This window comes from Flavobacterium sp. FG19, from assembly GCF_057809475.1.
Window position 1 is genome coordinate 75175 of sequence record NZ_JBMDKA010000008.1, and the last position, 22056, is coordinate 97230.

The 22056-nt window shown below is 36.0% G+C and carries 16 protein-coding genes; 2 read left to right on the plus strand and 14 right to left on the minus strand.

Going from position 1 to position 22056, the window contains the following annotated elements:
• Positions 1-36: 36 nt before the first annotated feature.
• From ACODST_RS10095 to ACODST_RS10105, 3 genes are read right to left on the minus strand one after another with little or no spacing between them, the layout of a single operon-like run.
• On the minus strand, positions 37-2241 hold the full coding sequence (locus ACODST_RS10095) for a xanthine dehydrogenase family protein molybdopterin-binding subunit (protein ID WP_488931991.1): 2205 nt from the start codon (positions 2239-2241) through the stop codon (positions 37-39).
• An 8-nt stretch (positions 2242-2249) separates the two neighbouring features.
• Entirely contained in the window at positions 2250-3230 is a 981-nt protein-coding gene (locus ACODST_RS10100) for an FAD binding domain-containing protein (protein WP_488931992.1), read from the minus strand.
• Entirely contained in the window at positions 3227-3865 is a 639-nt protein-coding gene (locus ACODST_RS10105) for a (2Fe-2S)-binding protein (RefSeq protein WP_488931993.1), read from the minus strand. The genes ACODST_RS10100 and ACODST_RS10105 overlap by 4 nt, the downstream gene beginning before the upstream one ends.
• A 306-nt stretch (positions 3866-4171) precedes the next feature.
• On the opposite strand from ACODST_RS10105, the gene ACODST_RS10110 reads away from it, so the two are divergent.
• Positions 4172-5320 carry a cysteine desulfurase family protein gene (locus ACODST_RS10110; protein WP_488931994.1) on the plus strand — a complete coding sequence of 383 codons (1149 nt, stop codon included), beginning with the start codon at positions 4172-4174 and terminating at the stop codon, positions 5318-5320.
• 219 nt (positions 5321-5539) lie between these two features.
• Here the strand turns inward: ACODST_RS10110 and ACODST_RS10115 are convergent, their stop codons facing one another.
• The 3 genes from ACODST_RS10115 to ACODST_RS10125 all read right to left on the minus strand — a co-directional run bounded on the left by ACODST_RS10115 (position 5540) and on the right by ACODST_RS10125 (position 7863).
• Entirely contained in the window at positions 5540-6142 is a 603-nt protein-coding gene (locus tag ACODST_RS10115; RefSeq protein WP_488931995.1) for a nucleotidyltransferase family protein, read from the minus strand.
• Positions 6132-7250: an XdhC family protein gene (locus ACODST_RS10120; protein ID WP_488931996.1), complete on the minus strand. Its 1119-nt coding sequence runs from the start codon at positions 7248-7250 to the stop codon at positions 6132-6134. Before ACODST_RS10120 ends, ACODST_RS10115 begins: the two co-directional genes overlap by 11 nt.
• Positions 7251-7386: 136 nt before the next feature.
• Positions 7387-7863 carry a copper resistance protein NlpE N-terminal domain-containing protein gene (locus ACODST_RS10125; RefSeq protein WP_488931997.1) on the minus strand — a complete coding sequence of 159 codons (477 nt, stop codon included), beginning with the start codon at positions 7861-7863 and terminating at the stop codon, positions 7387-7389.
• Positions 7864-8069: 206 nt separating this feature from the next.
• Between ACODST_RS10125 and ACODST_RS10130 the strand changes: the two genes are divergently transcribed.
• The gene (locus tag ACODST_RS10130) at positions 8070-8402 is read left to right on the plus strand and encodes a YegP family protein (protein WP_488931998.1); all 333 of its coding nucleotides are present in this window, start codon (positions 8070-8072) and stop codon (positions 8400-8402) included.
• 154 nt (positions 8403-8556) lie between these two features.
• On the opposite strand, the gene ACODST_RS10135 is transcribed toward ACODST_RS10130, so the two are convergent.
• The 8 genes from ACODST_RS10135 to ACODST_RS10170 form a co-directional block, all read right to left on the minus strand.
• Complete coding sequence (locus ACODST_RS10135; protein ID WP_488931999.1) at positions 8557-9804, minus strand: T9SS type B sorting domain-containing protein; 1248 nt, start codon at positions 9802-9804, stop codon at positions 8557-8559.
• Between the two features lie 40 nt (positions 9805-9844).
• Entirely contained in the window at positions 9845-15049 is a 5205-nt protein-coding gene (locus tag ACODST_RS10140; RefSeq protein WP_488932000.1) for a tail fiber domain-containing protein, read from the minus strand.
• Between the two features lie 259 nt (positions 15050-15308).
• Positions 15309-16022 (minus strand): hypothetical protein, encoded by a 714-nt coding sequence (locus tag ACODST_RS10145; protein WP_488932001.1) that lies wholly within the window; start codon positions 16020-16022, stop codon positions 15309-15311.
• Positions 16023-16204: 182 nt separating this feature from the next.
• A complete protein-coding gene (locus ACODST_RS10150; protein ID WP_488932002.1) occupies positions 16205-17920 on the minus strand; it encodes an autotransporter outer membrane beta-barrel domain-containing protein in 1716 nt (571 codons plus the stop codon).
• 143 nt (positions 17921-18063) lie between these two features.
• Entirely contained in the window at positions 18064-18252 is a 189-nt protein-coding gene (locus ACODST_RS10155; RefSeq protein ID WP_488932003.1) for a hypothetical protein, read from the minus strand.
• 378 nt (positions 18253-18630) lie between these two features.
• Complete coding sequence (locus ACODST_RS10160; RefSeq protein ID WP_488932004.1) at positions 18631-19059, minus strand: helix-turn-helix transcriptional regulator; 429 nt, start codon at positions 19057-19059, stop codon at positions 18631-18633.
• 185 nt (positions 19060-19244) lie between these two features.
• Positions 19245-19652, minus strand: a complete 408-nt coding sequence (locus ACODST_RS10165; RefSeq protein ID WP_488932005.1) for a hypothetical protein — start codon at positions 19650-19652, stop codon at positions 19245-19247.
• A 426-nt stretch (positions 19653-20078) separates the two neighbouring features.
• Complete coding sequence (locus ACODST_RS10170) at positions 20079-22013, minus strand: glycoside hydrolase family 43 protein (RefSeq protein ID WP_488932006.1); 1935 nt, start codon at positions 22011-22013, stop codon at positions 20079-20081.
• Positions 22014-22056: the final 43 nt, after the last annotated feature.

Genomic DNA, 22056 nt, shown 5'->3' on the forward strand with positions numbered 1-22056 from the left:
AACAAAAGAGACATTTTTCAATGTCTCTTTTTGTTTTTAAACCTTAACGGTTTCTATAATTTTATCTAATGTGATCGGTAAATCTCTAACTCGCTTTCCGGTTGCATTGAAAACGGCATTTGCAATTGCAGGTGCCATTCCTACTAAAGCGGTTTCTCCTAATCCCTTTGTTCCCATTGGATTACTAATTGGATCTTTTTTATTAACGAAGAAAACTTCCTGTTTTTCAATATCAGCATGCACAGGTACATGATAATCCGCAAAATTATTATTGATTGGACGTCCAAAACGATGATCGATTTCTAAAGCTTCCATCAATCCCATTCCGATTCCTCCTACTGCACCGCCAAACATTTGTCCGGCAGACGTTTTCTGATTGATAACGGTTCCAATATCAGCACAAGAAACCACATGTGCCAATCGTATTTTACCCAAATTCGGATTCACCAAAACTTTTACAAAGTGCACTGAAAAAGAATAAATGGAATATTTCTTCGCTTCTTCTGCCGCTTTAGACAGATTTTCGACTTCTAATCCTTCTAACTTGTTAGCAGTAAGTAAAGAGGCCAAAGTAACAGACTTCGAACTATTATTTTTAGCAGAAATCAAACCATTTGAAAAAGTTAAATCAGTAATAGCGATTCCTTTAAAAACCGGATTTTGAGCTGCCAATTCCAAGGCTTTACTAACCAATAAATTACAAGAATCATGAACTGCAGAACCAACAGATGAAGTCGTAGCCGATCCTCCTTGAGTTGGACCTTTTGGCAAACCGCTTTTTCCCATTTCAACAATAACATTTTCAGCAGGAAGCCCTGTTATTTCTGCACCAATAGCCGTCATCATTGTTGCTGTTCCTGGTCCCATGTCATTAACACTACATTGCAGCACTAAATTACCATCTGGTAAAAATTTTGCTTTTACTGAAGTTGGACTTCTGTAACAGCCAAAAGTCCCCGTTCCCATTCCATAGCCAACCAACCAGTTTCCTTCTTTTACTGAACCGGGTTCATTTTTACGATTTTTCCAGCCAATACGTTCCATTCCGCCTTCATAACATTCCAGAAGGTATTTACTGCTCCACGGTTTATTTTGTTCCAAATCTTTTTCAGCATAATTCAGCTTGCGGAATTCAATCGGATCTAAGTTTAATTTATATGCCATTTCATCCATCGCACATTCTAAAGCGAATGAACCCGTTGCTTCTCCTGGACCACGCATCCAGATTGGCGTACAAGTGTCCAAAGGCACAATTCTATAACGTGTTGAAACATTGGCACAATCATAAATAAAACGGGACATGTTTACGGTTCCTTCCATAAAATCCTCATAGCTGGAAGTCATGGCTACCGCTTCATGAGTCAAACCAGTCAGCTTTCCTGCTTTTGTTGCTCCAAGACCCATTTTCTGAATTGTAAAAGGTCTGAATCCAACATTAGTAAACATTTGTTCACGATGTAAAACCAATTTTACTGGACGATTTAGTTTCTTTGCGCCCATCAAAGCAGCAATTTCATAAGGCCAGGTATGTAATCCCATTCCAAATGCACCTCCTAAATATTCTGAAAACACTGAAACATCATCGACAGGAACATCAAAAACTCCGGCAACACTTCTTCTTGTTCCTTCTACTCCCTGACTTTTGGTATATAAAGTCGGTTTATTTCCATCCCATTTCGCGATGATATTCGCTAATTCCATCGGATTATGAACTTCAGTCGGAATTGTATATTCGGCTTCAAAAACTACTTCTGCATTTTTATAACCGTCATGTTCTCCACGATGGTAATCGTTTCCTTTTTCGGTATCTATTTTTTTCTCTTTATCAGCTGCTTTTTGAAGATCTGTTGAATGCTCTTCTTTAAAATAATCTGCTTTGATTAAACTCGCAGCATATTGCATACGTTCAAAAGTATCTGCAATAACCAGAGCAATTGGCTGATCGTAATACAATACCGAATCATCTTTAAAAATCTGTAGAGGCTGTCCAAAATTACGTTTGTCTTTTGCTTTTTGATAGCCAGAAGGTTTATCGACATTTAAATGCGTAATTACCGCCAAAACTCCCGGCGCCCATTCTGCTTTTTTAGTATCAATACTTTTTATTCTTCCTTTGGCAATAGTACTTCCGACCAAACAACCGTAGACTACTCCAGGCGTTTTATATTCAGCCGAGTACGTTGCAGAACCCGTTACTTTAGCAAATCCGTCAACTCTATTAATATTACTTGTCTTGCTCATAATTCTAATTATTTTGATGCTGCTATAGTAAGTGCTTCTGTTATGGTATTAGCTCCAAGCGTAATTTTAAAATCATTTCCGCCGTAAGTTCTGGCTCCTTTCATTGCTAAATCGCCTGCTTGTCTAAAAACTTCTTCTGAAACTGTTTTTCCTTTTAGAAATTCTTCAGCTTCAGTCAATCTCCATGGTTTATGCGCCACACCACCCATGGCAAGTCTAACATCTTTTATTACATTATTTTTCAAATCTAATGCTGCAGCAACAGAAACTAATGCAAAAGCATAACTCGTTCTGTCACGAACCTTTAGATAGTGCACGTTTTTAGTAAAATTATGATCTGGAATTTCAACAGAAGTAATCAATTCTTTTGCTTCCAGAGTATTGTCTTTTTCAGGCATATTTCCCGGCAGACGATGAAAATCTGTAAATTTAATTTGTCTTTTGCCTTTTGATCCTTCAACTAAAACCTGTGCATCTAAAGCTGCTAAAGCAATACACATATCACTTGGATGAACGGCAATACAACTGTCTGAAGCTCCAAAAATAGCATGCATTCTGTTGGAACCGCCAATAGCACCGCAACCGCTTTTAGGTGTTCTTTTATTACACGGCATATCAGTATTATAAAAATAAGAACATCTGGTTTTCTGCAGCATATTACCGCCAACAGTCGCCATATGTCTGATTTGTTGTGAAGCTCCTGCTGCTAAAGCTAAAGACAATAAAGGATGTTTTTCTTTTATTATCGCATCTTCGGCAACCTGACTGTTTTTTGCCAAAGCACCTATCGAAACTTTACCTTTTAGGAATTCTATTTTCTTTAAATCCAGACCGTTGATATCAATTAATTTATCTGGTGCCACAACATTCTTTTTCATTAAATCCACCAGATTTGTTCCGCCAGCGATAAACATCGCTTCTTTTTCTTTGCTGATATTCGTTACGGCTGTTCTTGACGATAAAGCTCTAATTATTTGAAAATTTTTCATAACTCCTTCCCTCCTTCCTTCACTTCAGTTATAGCGTCTACAATATTATGGTAAGCACCGCATCGGCAGATGTTACCACTCATATATTCTCTAATTTCTTCTCTGTTGTTGGCATGTCCTTCTTTGATACAGGCAATTCCCGACATGATTTGTCCAGGCGTACAATATCCGCACTGAAAACCATCATGTTTGATAAATGCTTCCTGCATTGGGTGTAATTTTTTTCCTTTCGAAAGACCTTCGATTGTAGTAACCTGCGCATTTTGCTGCATGGATGCCAAAGTCAGACACGATAAAATTCGGGTTCCGTTTACATGGACTGTGCAGGCACCACATTGTCCATGATCACAACCTTTTTTGGTTCCGGTAAGCTGTAATTGCTCTCTTAGCAAATCAAGCAAAGTAGTTCTGGGCTCGATATTAAGATTGTGTTTTTTACCATTTACTTCAATAGATAGCGGTACTGTTTCTAAATACTCCGCTATTTTCTCATCCCATTTATTTTCTGAAGCCATCACCAATGAAGGCGGTGTAAAAGCCAGCGCAGTAAAAAGTCCAGATTTCTTTATAAAGTCACGACGGGAATTGGAGTCATTCTCCGATACTTCTTTCGGATTGTTTTTTTTAGAAGCCATTCTATCTATTTTAAATTAGCAAAATCACTTGGGTATTCTAACAAATTTAACAATCTTAAATCACAAAAAGTTATGAAATTCAAACATTAGGCTTATTTAGAATAATTACAATTTTTATTTAACCGCAAAGAACGCAAGTTTTTTTTACTATTTACACCTTAATAAAACGCAAAGTTCGCAAAGCTTTATCGATTCCAGCTTTGCGAACTTTGCGATCATTTAGCATGACATAAGATTAAAATCTTTGCGTGCTTTGCGGTTAGAAAACCCATCAAAATTGTATTTTTACGAGATTAAGTTTTTTATATGTCAAATCAGCAATCTATTTATCTGGATAATAACGCCACCACTCGTGTTGATGAACGTGTTTTGAATGCTATGCTTCCGTATTTTACTGATTTGTATGCCAATTCTACAAGCAGTCATATTGCTGGATTAACGGTCAACGAAGCTGTAGAAAATGCTGCCTGGCAAGTTGCTGATTTAATTAATGCCGATGCTGAAGAAATTATTTTTACTTCCGGTGCTACAGAAGCAATTAATCTGGCGATTAAAGGTCTGGTAAATCAAGATAAAAAACATATTATTACTGTTTCTACAGAACATAAGGCAGTTCTTGAAACTTGTCGTTTTATGGAAAGTAATGGTTTTGAAGTCAGTTATTTAGAGGTTGGCAGAGACGGACTTTTAGACCTTAATCTTTTAAACGAGACCATAACCGATAAAACTCTGATTTTCATTAGATTGTTTTCTAATAATGAAACCGGTGTCATACAAAATAGCAGCGAAATTTCTAAAATACTCAAAAGCAAAAATGTACTTTTTATGTGCGATGCGACACAAGCAGTTGGTAAAATTCCGATTGATGTCAAAGCTTTAGGAATTGACCTTTTAACTTTATCTGCTCATAAATTTTATGGGCCAAAAGGAATTGGTGCTTTGTATATTTCGGCGAAAGCCAAATTAAAATTAATTCCACAGATTTTAGGCGGAGGACAGCAGCGAAAATTACGCAGTGGAACATTAAATATTCCCGGAATTATCGGTTTAGGTAAAGCATCTGAAATAGCTGTAAATGAATTAGAAAAAGATTCAAATAGAATTCATCTATTGCGAAATAAACTCGAATTTGGCTTATTGCAATTTGAAGGTTCTTTTGTTAACGGAAATATTCCAAACCGAATTTATAACACTACTAATATTTGTTTTCCGGGCGTGAATTCCGAACAGCTTATTATGGCTTTGGGGAATATTTCGGTTTCTAATGGTTCGTCTTGTTCTGCGGTTACTTCGGAGCCTTCACATGTTTTGAAAGCAATGGGATTGTCTGATGAAGAAGCTTTGAGTTCTATTCGTTTTAGTTTGGGACGATTTACTACTGATGAAGAAATTGATATTGCAGTTGAGCGGGTTTTAACTTTGGCTCAGCAATTGGTTTTGCCACAAAGGCACTAAGGCGCTAAGTTTTTTTATCTTGCAAAGTCACAAAATTTAATATTATAAGAAAAAACAATTAAAATCCAAACTTTAGCCAAGCCTGCTTATTTGGCTAAAGCCTTTCTTAATGTTAATTTATTATATCCTCCAGTTAAAACTGGAGGCAATTAATAAAAAACTTATTGCCTTTATAACAATACAAAAATTAGCGCCTTAGTGCCTTCGTGGCAAAACTACTCACGAAATCAGCTTAGTATAATCTTCCTCAGTATCAATATCAATATTCCCTTTTTCAAAAGAAATCGAGACAGTATCTTCAGCATATTTTTTAAGGAGTTTTTTTGCTCCTTCCTGTCCTTTTAAATCCAATAATTCTTTGAAATATTTTTTATCGAATAAAACCGGAGTTCCTAAAGTTTCGGAATATGCAGAAGCTATAATTCCTTTTTGAGTCTTGTGCTGTTCTTTTATAAGATTTTCAAATACTAAACTCGTCACAAAAGGCTGATCACAGACTGAAAATATACACTGCTCACAATCCGGGTGTAATTTCAATAATTCACTTAATCCTTTGACAATTGAAGATGACATACCGTTTTCCCAATCTGAATTTAAACAAATTGTTATTTCAGGAAAGTTAAGGTCATTTTCAATCGTTTCATAGTTTGCACCAGTTACTACTAAAGTGAATGCATTTTCGATCTTTAAAGCTTCTGAAATTGTATTTTTTAAAAGTGTCGATTCTTTGTATTCCAGTAATTGTTTGGGACGGCCTAGTCTGGAAGAATTTCCAGCGGCCAAAATGATGATTCCTGTTTTATTTAAAAAATTATCTTTCATGCGGCACCTCATCATGGATCTTACCCAATTTATATTTTAAAGAAGTTCCGGTCTTTCCTCCTGAAAAAGCTTTGATTTCTGCGACAATTGAGAGAGCAATTTCCTCTGAAGTTTCTGCTCCAATATCTAAACCAATCGGACTGTAGATACGTTCCAATTGTTCGTCATTAAGATTTATTCCTTCGTTTTCAAGATCATCCAGCATTCGGTTTAATTTGGTTTTAGGACCAAGAATTCCGATGTATTTACAATTCGTTTCTAAAAGCTGTTTTAAAACTGCTAAATCATATTTATAATTGTGAGTCATTAAAACAAAATAAGTCTGTTCATCAATTATAATATTTTCCAGAAATTGTTCCGACTTAACAGTTTGAACTGTATCTGCCTTTGGAAAACGCTTTTCGGTAGTATGTGTGGCGCGTCCGTCGCCAATAGTAATTTTCCAGCCCAATATAGAGGCCATTTTCACTAAAGGCTGTACATCATTTCCGGCTCCCGCAATCACCAGCGAAATTGGCGGATTAATGTATTCAATCAAAGCCTCATTTTCAGTTTGAAGTTTTTTTACTACTGAAGTTTTGGTTTGCAACACTTCTTTCGCGTAAGCAATCAAATTTAATACTTCGCCATTATGATTCATTACCGGACTATCTTTCCTAAAGAATAAGGTTGTTCCTATTTGAAAAGCATTTCTTCTAAGTGAAAAGACGGTAACAATAACCGCTTCTTTTCTTTCTAATTCTAATTGTTGTAAAAGCTGTATTGGATTATTTGACTGTTCATCGTCAATAAATTCAAAAAGAATATGTACAATTCCGTTGCAGCCCAACTGTAAACCGAGTTCAGCATCATCTTCATTATTGGTATTATACGTAATCAATTTATTCTGTTTTTGATGAATAGCAAGCAATGCTTTTCGAAGTGCGTCTCCTTCGAGGCAGCCTCCGCTTATCGCTCCTGTTAACTGACCATCTTCAGTAACAAGCATGCGGGCTCCGGGTTGTCGATACGATGATCCTTCAACTTTGACGACTGTTGCTAAAGTTGTTTTCTTTTCTTCTGATTTTGCTTTTGAATACGCTTTTAAAATTTCGCTGATTTCTTTCATAAAATAAATACTCTCCCGTAAAAATAAGACTGAAGATGTTTTTAATACTCTAAAAATAAAAAATATTATAAACCTCACAGCAGGAAAGCCGTTAAGTTTATCCTATTCTCCTGTAAAATCCGGAAAAATATCAATTTTAATTTTTCATTTCGAGCGTATAGTTCAGCTTCGATTTAATAATTCTTTTATCTCTGTCCAGCATATAAATCTTTTTGATATCTGAACTGAAATAACCGTAATAGATCTGTTCAGCAGCCGGTTTATTCCAATTGAGAATAAAAATGGTTCCGTTGGGATCATTTTCCAAACCTCTTTCGGTATTAAAACTTCCTTTTTCCACAAACTTTTTTTCAGGTGATCTGCCTTTATAAATACTGGATACTTCAAACTTTTGTCCTTCCATGGTCCCGTTTCCCATATCAATCTTAAGTACCGTCTGAATACCACTGCAGTCTGCACAAGGCAGTAAACCTTCATAAACCAAAACATTTTCCGTTTTTAAATTGAGAGAATCCTTTGCAGCTGCAGCTGTTTGAAGTTCTTCCTTTTTTTTATTTGAATTACAAGAGATTGTGCAAATTGCAGCAATCAGTAGAAGGGCTGTTTTTTTCATACTCTTTGTATTTATTGTTATTTCAAATGTACCAATTTTTCTTACATGTTGTATTTTAACAAGTTAGTACCAACTTAAGCTTTCACTGTTAACATTTAACAAATTATAAACGATTATTTTTTATTGTCTTATTCATCATATAGCTAAGTTTTGTATTTTTATGTTCAGCAAAATGAATATATTACCTAACTTTAATAATAAACTACATGGGAAAATTTGTAATTACAACCAGAGCCAACGGAGAGTTTCAATTCAATTTAAAAGCTGGTAATGGCCAGACAATTCTAACCAGTGAAGGTTACACTACAAAAGCTGCCTGCAATAATGGTATTGAGTCTGTAAAAAACAATGCTGCTGACGATAATCGTTATGACCGAAAAGAGGCTAAAAACGGAAAACCTTACTTTAATTTAAAGGCCGGAAACGGACAAATTATTGGTTCTAGTGAAATGTATGAAAGTGCTGCCGCCAGAGAAAACGGAATCGAATCTGTAAAGAAAAATGCTCCTGATGCAACTATAGATGATCAGACAGCTTAAATTTATACCGATTGTATATATTCAATATAGACTCATTACATTGTTCTATTTTCTATATTAGATCGGCATTATACCAGAGCGTTTTGAATAAAGAATAAATTCGTTTGGTATTACTTTTAAAATATAATGAAAGCGAGGCAAAAACCTCGCTTTTTTATTTATTCTCCTTACTGATATAAAGATAACCCGATCTTCTCACTGTTTTACCTGCATTTTGATATTCGAGAATGTAAAAATACGTTCCATCAGATAATCCGTCATTTTTCCTGACTGTATCTCGTCCTTCTGAATAACCTCTAAACATATTGTCGCTTTCATTATAGGATTTTGCATCAAACACCTTAACTCCCCATCGATTGTAAATCTGTACCCTGTTATCCGGGAAATTGTCGATTCCTTTAATATGAAAAGTATCATTCATCCCGTCATCGTTGGGAGAAATGGCATTATACACTATAATTTCATCAGTGGGTGGTTCAGGATTAGCTTTTTGCACTATCGCTATTGTAAAAATACCGTAACCACTAACCTGAGTCGTTACGAGTTTTGTATACTCAGCACCAGTCAGAAGATCTGTTGTCATGCCTTTTTCATTAATCCATTTAGATGTCGCAGTATCCCATCTCACTATCGCTAATTCAGTATCATTAGTTTCCTGGAAGAAAATCGCGGGTGTTGTATTTTTATCCAAGGTAAGACTTAAAACCGCTTTATCTGTTCCTTGTTCCTGAGCTAAATTCCAATATTCAGCTTCATCTATGGTTACAATACTTGCTTCTTTACTGGTGTACGGATGAATATTTCCTATAGTTTCAAAAAAATATTCCGTTGTATATCTATTATAATTATTGTTTGCATCATTCATAGATGGTCTGTAATACACATCATCGCCAATAGGAAATTCAAATTTTGCAGTGCCTATTTTCTCTACCCTTCCATCAACAAAACTTAAATTACTGGTTTGCGAATGGGAGGCATTTGCGTTGAAAATCATGATTCCTTCATCATGAGATCCGTCTACAATTCCGTTCCTGAATGAAGCCCGTTTATTAACAACAATAGTAGTTTTTAAGGAAAAAGGAAACTTACTGGAAATATTATTGAATTCTATATTCTGAAATTCTGAAATGGATCCCCCTTCTATTATTTGATTGGAATTACCAATAAAAAAAGTTTTTCCATCCAATGAATTGCTATAGGTAAACAGTCCGTCATTTTTAAAATCTGAGTAGGCATAAAAATTTCCATTTTGTAAAACATTTCCATTACTCTTGTTATCAAAGGCAAAAAAGGTCAGAAAGTCTGTGTTGGGTTCAATAGTTAACACCCCTGTATTGACAGTCTGCGCGGTTATATTTTGAATACAAAACAATACTAAAATATATCTCTTTACTGTACCCATAACTTATTCAATTTTAAGCTAGTCCATTCTATACATTTTATTACTTTTTCAACAAATCTTTAATTTCCTGCATTTGTTTTTTAAGGGTTTCTACTTCAGATTTCAGATCTTCTATCTGAGTCTGCTGTTCTTTAATACCTTCAACTAATACTCCTGTAAACTGAGCATAATTCACAGCTTTAAATCCAGTTTCTTTATTGGTAATAACGAGTTCGGGATATACTTTTTCTAATTCCTGTGCGATCATACCAAGCTGAAGATCTGTCCCTTTTGAAGCATCTTTCCAGTAATAGGTCACTCCTCTTAGCTGTTTGATATTATTCAACACACCTGTTAAGGTTTGGATGTCTTTTTTCAATCGTACATCGGAAGGAAGTACTACCGCACTAGGAGTGACAATACCGCTAAAAGTTGCATTGCCTAAATTATCCATTACCATTCCCTTATTTAAATCAACCCTATTGGTTAACAATCTGTAGCCACCATTAAACATTCCTGTAAATTGGTTAGACGCTGTAGCAGTAACAGTTCCTCCAGAAGAAAAATCAGTCATTATTGTTGATCCTGGCATAGAGGCGGGAATAACGGCATTAAATCCGCTTATGGTACTATATTGCGATGACACTGTATTGCTCTGCCCCATAATAGTAGTATTACTACTGTTACTATTAATGATATTGTTGTTCCCCATTATTGTTGAAAAAGTACTTGTACTGCCAATATTATTATTCTGACCTAAAGCGGTTGAATATGAACTATTAACATGGTTACCCGCTCCGGCTGTAAAAGAGGAATTAGCCGTGGCAGCATCACCAATAAAATTACCATTGCCAACTGCAAGACTGTAATTCCCATTTGTTACAGCAATAGTATTGTTTAATCCCATCGTTACCGAGTATAACGCCATAGAATAATTGGTACTACCCATTGCTGCTGAACCTATTGCAGAAGCTCCTGTGGTGTTTCCAACCCCCATTGTCACAGAACTTTGACCATTTACAATATTACTCGCTCCAAATGCAGCAGCATTTGAAGCCGCTATTTGATTGTTATAGCCTGCCGCAAATGAAACAGTAGCGGGTCCTGCACCAAGCGTTGGCGCAACTACGTAGGGCGCTGGCGGTGCCGGCATAGCGGCATCTTTTATGTAATTATTTTGTCCTACAGCCACTGAAAATCGGGCTGTGGCAAAATTACCCTGACCAAAAGCAGCGGCATAGTTTCCCGATGCCGTATTCCCATTTCCGGAGGCAAATGAAAGTGCTCCACTGGCAGTAGAGGTACCAAAAGCTGCAGAAGATTCTCCAGTAGCCTTGCCAGGAGGATAATATGTACTTGTAGTAGGGCTTGTATGTCCTGCCCCAAATGCAAAAGAATTAATTCCGGAGGCTTCCATTCCGTTTCCTCCTGCAAAAGAATTCGAACCAATTGTTAGAGCTGAATCTGGCAGACCAGTTCTTACAGCACCACGTACATCTAATTTTGCTAAAGGAACAGCAGCATTAAAATCTCCAATACCTACGTTACCGTTTTGATAAATATTTTGAGTGTTTGTAGTAGCCAATGCTGCTGAATTTTCTACATGCCAAGGTTCAACAGCTAATGTTGATGGCGCAATTGTTTTAAATACTCCAGTAACATCTGCCACAACTAAATTATCTGTTGTACTGCCGCTTTTTAATCCTTCAACACGTATGGGATCATCAGTACCAATAGTCTGTGGTGAAACATGAAGGGTATTAGTCGGCGTATCAATATTAATTCCAATTTTCGACTGTTTAGCCAACGACCCTAAATTATTTACTCCTGTACCAAAAATTGCATTTCCAATGTTTAAACGGTTACTTCCCGTGGCTGCCGGAAGATCTACAGTATTTCCAATAATAATATTTTGACTTCCTGATGTTAAATTCATTCCAGCCTGATATCCTAAAGCTGTATTCCCCGTACCACTGGCCAAAACACCAAGTGCTGTATTACCAATAGCTACATTTTGATTTCCAGAGGTATTAACAATAAGCGCTCCTACTCCCATTGCTGTATTAAAATTACCGGTATTAACTTCTAAGGCTTTATATCCAACTGCAACATTTCCAGTACCACTTGCAGAACCTGTTAAGGTGTTATGCCCAAAAGCTGTATTATTGGTTCCAACTGAATTGGACAATGCTCGAAGTCCAAAAGCTGTTGTTCCGGTTTGAGATAACATTCCGGCTTTTACATTATTAATTCTGAACATTAAAGGCTGGCCATCAGTAGTTCCTAAGAAATTAATCGACGAATCGGTCCCGCCGTTACCGGTCATTCTCCAATAGTTTGCAGTATTTGGAGCAATTGTTTTAAAGACACCACTAGCATTAACTACTACAAAATTATCTGTTACTGCTCCTGTCTGCAAGCCTTCAGCCCGAATTGGATCTGCAGTTGAGCTAATGTGCAAAGTATTGGCTGGCGAATTAGTATTAATACCAATTCTTCCGGCAGTTCCTCCTGCCGCACCATTTACACCAGTACCAAACAAAGTGTTACCAATGTTCATTTCGTTGCTGACAGTTGCTGTAGATGTACTGACATTAATTGATGAAGTTCCTCCACCAATTAGAATATTGGAGTTGCCTGTACCTGTACCAATTGCTCCTGTAGAACCAACACCGTGGCCTATAGCTACATTGTAGTTTCCACTTGAATTGATGGACAATGCATTAGCTCCAATAGCTACATTACCCGTACCGGAAGTATTATCATGAAGCGCACTTGAACCAAAAGCATTGTTGTATGCCCCCGTAACAGGAACAGTGTTGGTGCTCTGGCCTGACATTGCAAGATAACCTACAGCAGTATTCCATCCAGCACTAGCAGCAGGTGAAGAGGTAGTATAATTATTCATTGCCAAGGCACCTATTGCTGTATTAGCATTTGATGTTGCTTTGAATAAAGCCCCATAACCAATGGCAGTATTATCGCTGGCTCCGCCGCCTGCAGGTAATGCATTGTTTCCAATAGCGGTATTCTCTGCACCATTATTTGGCGATATACCTGTCCAATTGTTGAGTGTTAGATACCCTAAAGTAGTATTCAAATTACCTTTAGTGGCAGAAGAAACCATACCGGCTTTGTTGTTAAAAACCTTGAACATTAAAAACTGGTCATCGGTAGTACCTAGGAAATTAGTACCTGGAGTTGTGCCAGCATTGCCTATTATAGACCACATTGCCTGAGTAACCGTTTTTAAAACCCCGCTTGCAGGGTCAATAGCTACAAGTTTATCTGATGCTGCTCCGGTCGGAAGATTAGTAATTGCAAAATTATTGCTGTTAGTATTTATTGTAGTAGGCTGTATCAGTGTTCCGCCTAATTGTACCTTGCCATTAGTTACTGTTAGACCATTGTCCGCTGCAATTAGTACAGGAACTGCTGGTGTTGCAACGCCGTTTACAGTTGATATTAGGTTGCCATTGGCAGCGGTTAAAGTATTATCATTAATAATATTCACGTCAGCTCCTGTTACTCCGTTTACTGTAGTACTTAGAGCATTGATTGCAGAAGTATTTGAAACTGTTGTTGCTGGAACCAAGGAAGCAGGATCAATGGTTCTTAAATTACCGCTTGCATCTGCTGTTACAATATTATCTGTTGTAAGACCAGTTTTAAGCCCTTCTATACGAACAGGGTTATCTGTAGGACCTACGAGATAAGGAACAACATGTAAAGCTGCCTGAGGAGCATTAGTATTAATACCTATTTTACCCTGGTTAGCTATATTAGCATTTACATTTGTACCATATAATGTATTACCTATGTTTAGTTCGTTACTTACTGTAGCTGATGACGCATTTGCATTACTATTTTCATTGCTGCCTATAAGTATATTATAACCGCCTGTAGTAGTGGTAAAACCAGATGCAGAACCTATTCCAATATTATAGGCACCTGAAAAAGTAGGTCCGCTAAGTGCACTAGCTCCTATCCCCACATTATATTTTGCATTGGCACCAGCTGCAAAAAGCATAGCACTATTTCCTACAGCCACATTGTAGCTGGTTGAACCAGTACTACTGCTCATTGCCGCCGATCCAAGAGCTGTATTGGAGGTACCCGACGTACTATTAGATAAAGCCGCAGATCCTAAAGCAGTGTTGCCAGCCCCAGTTGTATTTGCCTTTAAAGCTGTAGATCCTACTGCCGTATTTCCATTTGCAGTACCAGCATTAGTGTTTTGGAGCGTCTGGTAGCCTATCGCAGTGTTAGAATTTCCACTTTGGGCTAACTGTAAAGCCTGATAGCCTACAGCAACCAAATTATTTACGCCAGTACCTGCAAATGCACCTAAAGCACTGCTGCCTATAGCCACATTGTTGATAGAGGAGACATTTGCCGCTAATGCATTACCGCCAATAGCTATATTATCGATACCTACTGTATTGGAATTTAATGCAGATGCTCCTATAGCCACATTGTAATTTCCTGATGTGTTTTTTGACAATGCAGCATTACCTACAGCTGTATTGTTACCCCCTGATCCTCCACCGGTGCCTATTGCAAAACTACCTATTGCAGTATTGTAGCTGCCTGTATTAAGAGCCAACGCCGAAGTACCTACAGCAGTATTGTTAAATGTTGAACCAGTAGTACTTAATGCATTAGAACCCACAGCTGTATTATCGTGACCTGATGTATTAGAAGTTAATGCACTTATACCAAATGCAGTATTATTGGCGCCTGTACTATTGGTTAATGCACTAAAACCAAAGGCTGTCATGGTTTTAGAGAGAAGACCAGAGTTGGTATTGTCTATTTTAAAACGTAATGCCTGGTTATCAGTAGTCCCTAAGAAATTAACACTTGGATTAGTTCCAGCATTACCCAATAAATGCCAGTCGTTTGGCGATAAATTAGTAATATTTATTTTTCTAACTGAAAAGGTAGCTGGATCCCATGTGAGTACATTATCAGTCAATTCTCCGTCAAAAGGAGTATCCAATTTTAATACAGGTATGGTGGTGCTGTTATTATTACTAATATACAAGCGGGAATTGAACAATGACGGAATATTTAATGTATCCACTCCTATAGCTACATTTCCGCTGGTGTTTTTATTAAATAGATTAGATCCCACCTGATACCATTTGCTTGGATCTACATAAATAATTGTACCTTTATTATCAACCGCTCTTATGCCCTTGTTCTGAGCCAAAAGCACACAAGGGAATAAAAGAGACAACAATATTATTAAATACTTATTCATTTTTTTAATCATTTAAATGGAATACTATTTTTTAGGCATCACTAGTTCTATATTACATTTCCCACCCGATGACATTCTATGGAAAAACTCCAGACACATTGAAAAAAATCATTTATAAGGCAAACAGGACAATTTACGTTATAATAGAATATCAGCATATTCGTATTTTTTATAATCACTTTTACCTCCCTTGCATTACAGTATGCAGGGAGATAAAAGTGATTGAATACTAACCTGATTATTGCTTTTGGGCACTTAATTAGTTAATCCACTGAACTTCAATCTTGTCAGCTGTAGCCAGAGAATAATCTTCCGGATCTGTACCACCTGCACCTTTAACTGTTAATGTTCCGGCTGCTAATGTATAGTCTGTACCAGCCAATAATTTAGCACCATTGCGATATACCGATACTTTACTCACATCATTAGGTAAAAAGGCGGCATCAGTATAGGTTACATCCGTAGCAGCAGTGGTAACAGCCACTACTGTTACACCGGTTCCAACCAATTGAGACGGCATCAATTTTAATGTTTCTCCTGTAGTTTCATCACGTACCAAAAAAGTATAACCTGTACCGGTTGCTGTAGTATGTGTAGATCCGTCCGTAGCATTAGTAGAGGCAGCTAATGTGTTAGGGGCTAATTTAATTCCATCTAAAGCAAATACTTTTCCTGTTGCATCAATATAGGTATCATTAGTTAATGTACCTCCCAATTGCCACGTCGTAACAATATTGCCGGCAGCATTAGAGTTTGTAATTTGGGTAATACCATTTTGTACCTGCAGATATTTAACGGTACCCTTGTTGTCAATTACCCTAACAGAGCCGCTTAGTGATGATGTTGCTCCCGGTGCAGCTACAGCCGCTTGTTTTGTAACATCGCCCGTTACTTGTTGTGCCTGTGCACTTAGGCTGATCCCTAAAACTGCCGCTAACACGAACATACCTTTTTTAATTGTCTTGTTTTTCATGATTGATATTTGTTTGTTATTTTCCATTTTACTAATTTGTCTACGATTTATGATTATTGTTTTTTATTACGAATATTCTAAAAACATATCCTAACTGTTCTTCTGTTTTTTTCTACTTCATTTCCTTTTCCATATTTCTATATTGGTTAAAAATTATTTTTTATTTTAATGCTAGTTTATTTTTACTTCCATTGGTAAATTTTTATTTCATCGCCTTCCAGACATCCTCCATTAGTATCAGCATACAGTTGTAATGTTAATTGGGAAGTTCCCGGGGTTGCGGTAAAATTTATTTCGATTCCATTTCTAAAAACCTGTACTTTATCTAAAGAGGTAATAGGCTGTGGAGTAGCAAAAACCTTCTGTCCATTAACCGCAATCAGTTCCTCTTTTATAACCCCTGTCAACTCGTTGATACTTATTTTTCTGATGACATCCGTAGCAGAATCAACCGTAAGTAATTCACCGTTAGGATTTCCCTGCTGCAAACCTTTAAGAGCCAGAGTATTGGTGTCATCTGTAGTAATGGTAGTTGGTGTTATTAAACTGCCGCCTAATTGAACATTGCCGTTAGCTGCTGTTACCCCATTATCTGCCGAAATTAAAACTGGAACTACCGCTGTTGCTGCTACGCCGTTTACAGTTGACACTAAATTTCCATTTGTAACAGTTAAAGTATTACTGTTGATAATGGGTGCTCCTGCGCTGGTTTTTCCGTTTACTGTAATGGTTGAAGTGTTCCCTGTTGAAGCATTTGATACAGAAGTTGCATTTGCAAGCGATGCAGACGACAATAAAGAACCTCCATCAGTTCCAGCAGTCAGGATATTTCCTGCATCTGTGCTTGTTACATTGGCTGTCTGAGCAGTTCCCGCTTCATTGGTATAGGTAATTACGCCAGTAGCCGGAGCCTGAACCATATTGGTAACCGTTTCATTTGCTTTGACTATTGTACTTATATTAATAACCTGTATATTTCCTGAAGTGTCAACATAACTAAATTCATTTGTAACAGAATTATAATTGACAATCCCTTTTGTTTTAATTACAATATCCTGTAGAATGTCGGTTACAGCTGGATTATTGGCGATTGTATTAAAATTAGTAGTCACATCTCCAACAATATCAATATTTGCCGCTGTTCCTGCTTCATTGGTGTAAGTGTAAGATCCCCCTGAATTATTAACAAGAGTGGTTACGGTCTCGTTTGCTTTGACGACTGAACTTAGATCAATAACCTTTGTGTTTCCTGAAGCATCAACATAACTGAATTGATTTGTAACAGAATTATAAGTGACAATTCCTTTTGTCTTAACAACGATCTGCTGAAGAATGTTGGTTACAGCTGGATTATTTGCAATTGTACTAAAATTAGTAGTCACATCTCCCACAATATCAATATTTACAGCTGTTCCCGCTTCATTGATGTAAGTATAAGATCCACCTGAATTATTAACAAGAGCTGTCACAGTTTCATTTGCTTTAACAATGGTGCTGAAATAAATTAACTGCATATTTCCATTTGCATCAATATAACTGAATGTTTGAGTTGCTGGATTATAAACCACATTTGCAGAGCTGGAAGTAACATCATCTGAAATAAGAATTCTATTCCATTTATTATTAAGCCAGTAGTAATACCCCGGCTTTATATCGGAAATTGTCGCTGTATTGAATACCAGTAAACTATTCACATTTCCTGATGTGATGGTTGATGTATCTGTTGAACCCGTTAAATTTATTCTGGGAATCAGTACACCTTTATTTACAGCAGTTACATCCAATTGTGCCGAATTAGCAGGAGTCAGTGTTCCAACTCCAACTTGTGCATGGCCTAAAAAACTTATAATAAAAATTATAAGAATAAATAATGACCTCTTTGCTGGTTTTAAGTTCATCTTTATTAATTTTAATTCTTAGAATCTAATGTTTAATTGTTTTTGTAAGCGGGGTTTGAAAGTGCAAATTTCCGTTTGGAGTGCGATATTTTTAGCTATTAAACGTTTTTAAAATGTCATTTTAAGACATTGTCTGTTATATGTTAACCACCTGTAATGGTTAACGTATCTGTTGGACCGGTTGAATTCATCCGGGGAATCAGTACCTCTCTATCGGCAGCCGCTACTTCTAATTGAGCAGAGGAATTAAGCACTGGCGCACCTAAACCTGCCTGGGAAAATTCAGTGTAACTGTTTAATAATAAAAACATGGAGAGTATTTTATTCTTCATAAGATTGAATTATTAGCGTTAACAATTTAAATTATAAGAGAAATAAAAAATGAATACAAACCCCACAGCATCACTCCTGAAAATTCAAAAGTTCTGTGAAGGATCCCTTTAAACAGGGAGAATCGTATTTTTGTGTATTTACATGTTTAAGGCAGGTAACTAAAAAGGAAAAAAGAGATGCTTTGATGCAGAAAATAAAATTCCTTTTTATAATAAGAATATGTAAATGTAATAATTTTTAAAACACTAACAATCAATAACTTAATTTTTTATTATTACTAAAAAACTGATCTTTATATATTTATCAGATTTACATATAAAAAAAGACGGATTTTAAGATCCGTCTTTTTTTACTTTAACTAAATTGATTTTTATGCTTTACATCTGACCAAACTTTCGTTTGTATCGGTTAAGCTCTTCTTCTGTTTTACTTAAAAGCTTTTCAAGCAGTTTGATTTTATCTTCATACAATTCTTTTAAGGCTTCATCATTACTGGAATTGATTAAGATACTGCCTGTATTATGATTGCCTTTGACGGTATTGAAACTGTTGAAATAACGCTGACTGTCAAAACTGATAATGTCTTCTACACTAACTTCTAAAATTTTGGCAATTTCTACTAATTTAACATAAGATAAAATAGTTTTTCCTTTTTCTATTTTACTGTAACCAGCCTGGGTTACACCGAGTTGATCTGCCATATATTCCTGAGTGTAATTTTTTAACTCTCTAATGCTTTTTATTTTATTTTTAATTGAAGTGGCCATAAGTTTGATTTGGGGAGGCATGTATAGCTGAACAGCCATTAAACTTAGGTATTTCAGCTATGTTTGTTTAATTGGATAATTTAATTTCTGTTTCAATGGTAGGTAGACGAAACTTGATTTTTTATTTTTTTCTAATTATAATAATAAAGCCGTATACAAGGGCAACAATTATAAAGGCTAAATCATAATTGGAAATTTTGCTAAATAATTGATTCATCTTAATGTTAATGACGTGCCGTTTCTAAAATCCGGTAAAATTCAAAACGTGAATACTGGTCGATTTGCCTGCCAATAGCCGGACGGTCCAAAGCATTAATTTTTACTTTAATCTGCTTTCTGTAAATATCTTTTACAAAGACGAAATATTCAAATTCTTCCTGGTTGTGAAACCTTAAGATAAGTAGAAAACTGTAGCATAATAAAGTGGGAATTACATAATAGAGTTCCATCAGGCTGGTAAAAATCATGCAATAATAAGCTGATGCAGTAACGGCAATAAATGCACTGTTTTCAAAAAGACAGGATTTCTTTTTTTTGAGCAGACCTAATTTAACAACTTCGTTAAAATGATACTGCCATTGATTTGACCCGTAGCAAAACCGCACCTGGTCATGTGTAAGTGAAATGAACATAATACTAAATAATTAAAAATCTAATTCAGGAAAGTCCCTGGGCGGCTTTCTTTGAATTTGTTTGAGGCTTAAAAATATGTTTTGAAAATGCTGCTAAGTTCAACAGCACATCCTTTCACAATATTACGCATAATCACGTTTTTTTTCTTACAAATCAGCTTATAGAATATAACCAAAGGTTGTAATTCATTCTAATTATCATTTTTTACTTACCACGAAATAATCCATATCATGATTTTACCTACACTTATTTTTTCAAAATTGAATACAAAAGAAATTTCTGAAACACACAATAACACAAAACAGTCAAAAATTATAAAATAAAGGCAGATGTTTCCTTTTCTTAAGGAATCAGCAGGATTTTATATAACTAAAAAAGCCATTTCCTGTTACGAAAATGGCTTCTTAAATGAAACAAAAACAAAATTATTTTAAACTGCTGATTCCTTCATGAGTAGGAACTACCGGTTTTATGGTTCCGTCCGGATTAAACTCTAATTTATCGATGCAGACTTCACGATGAAAACCTCCTGCATCACCCATTTTTATTCCCGTTGGATAAGAGAATCTGTGATATACAATGTACCATTCGTCTTTGTTTGGAATCTGTAATACCGAATTATGTCCTGTCGCATAAATTCCTTCGTCTGGTTTTCCCTGAATTACGATATTATTTTCCGGGATTTCCAATGGGCCTGTTGGTGAATTTGAAATTCCGTATCTCACTTTATATTTCGGACTTCTGGTATCGTCTTCACTCCAAAAGAAATAATATTTTCCGTTTCTGTAAATCACATAAGTTCCTTCACGGAAAGAATTATTAACCGCTATAATTTTTTGGGTATTTGGTTTTAGCGAAACCATATCTGGATTTAATTCGGCTACAGCCATATACATATTTCCCCAGTACAAGTAACTTTTTCCTGTTTTAGGATCTGTAAATACATCCGGATCAATTTCCTGTCCGTCTTTTATTCCTTCCGGTCTTTGGGCTACAATAGCTTTTCCGCTGTCTTTAAAAGGCCCTGTCGGATTATCTGAAACTGCAACGCCTACTTTTTGAGCAGCAGTGAAATAATAGAAGTATTTATATTTTCCTTTTATCTTTTTCTCTACAATACAAGGCGCCCACGCATTTCTGTTTCCCCAGGGCACCTCTTTTTTAAGATCCAGAATAACACCTTCGTCTTTCCAGTCTGTTAAATTATCTGAAGAAAATGTTTTAAAATAATAACCAGACCAGCCATCGAATCCGTCGCTTGTTGGATAGATATAATATTTCTTTGTTTTGTTTGAATACAGAATTTCAGGATCGGCATAATACCCTTCTAAAACTGGGTTATGATTTACTTTTGGAAACTTTTCAGGCGTTCCCCATTTATCTGTAATTCTTTTTAATTCAGATCGAGTTATTGGAAGAATAGTTCCGTGACGCGGATTAAAATCCATTGAAATATCGTTGTCAATTACACTGAAATTTTCCAGGTCTTTCGTTTTTGTGAATTGATATCTTCCTTTGGTGTAAACATCATACATCAAAATATATTCATCTGAATTATTCAGTTTGAAAACACTCGAACCTTCTACTCCATCTTTTGTTTGTTGCAGATAATTGTCATTTTCAATCCAGTTTCCGGAAGTCAAATCTTTTGTAACTGCGACTTTGATTCCTGGCGTATTGGTTTCTGTTTTATAGAAAAGATGATATTCTCCATTTTTTTCGATAATATCACCATCTATGCAAGCATTTCCTGATTTTGGAACAAACAATAATTTCGGTTCACTTTCTAAAGCTGTAAAATCTTTATTGGCGTAAGCATAATAAATTTTATCAGGACCACCGGCATGCTGCATGCTAAAATAAATCATGTATTTTCCAGCTTTCGCATCATAAATAGTCTGAGGCGCCCAAACTCTTTTTAAGTTTTCGTTTCCTGGAAATGTAGTCTGGATATTTACAATACTGCTTTTCCAATTTACTAAATCGGTACTTTTTAACAGAACCATAGCACGGTTACTGTCCCAGCCTTTTGAAGAAGTCATGTCGGTCAAAACCATATAAAATGTTTTGCCATCTTCTCCTCGCAATATATGCGGATCGCGAACACCTCCAGTTGAACTGATTGCTTTACTATCTATAACCGGTTTGTTTCCATTTAAACTGTAATAATGATAACCGTCCTGACTTACAGCATAATTAACCGCTTCTTCTTCTACCTTATTTCCAATAAAATAAACGAATAAATAGGCGGTTAAATCTTTCTCTGCAATTGTAGGCGGCACTCCTTGTGCTTTATCTTGCGCTTGTAAAAAAGTTGAAATCAATAACAAGAATACAAGACTAAATTTTAATTTTTTCATTTTGTAATAAGTTTAATGCTGTTCTATTTTCGAAAATAATACA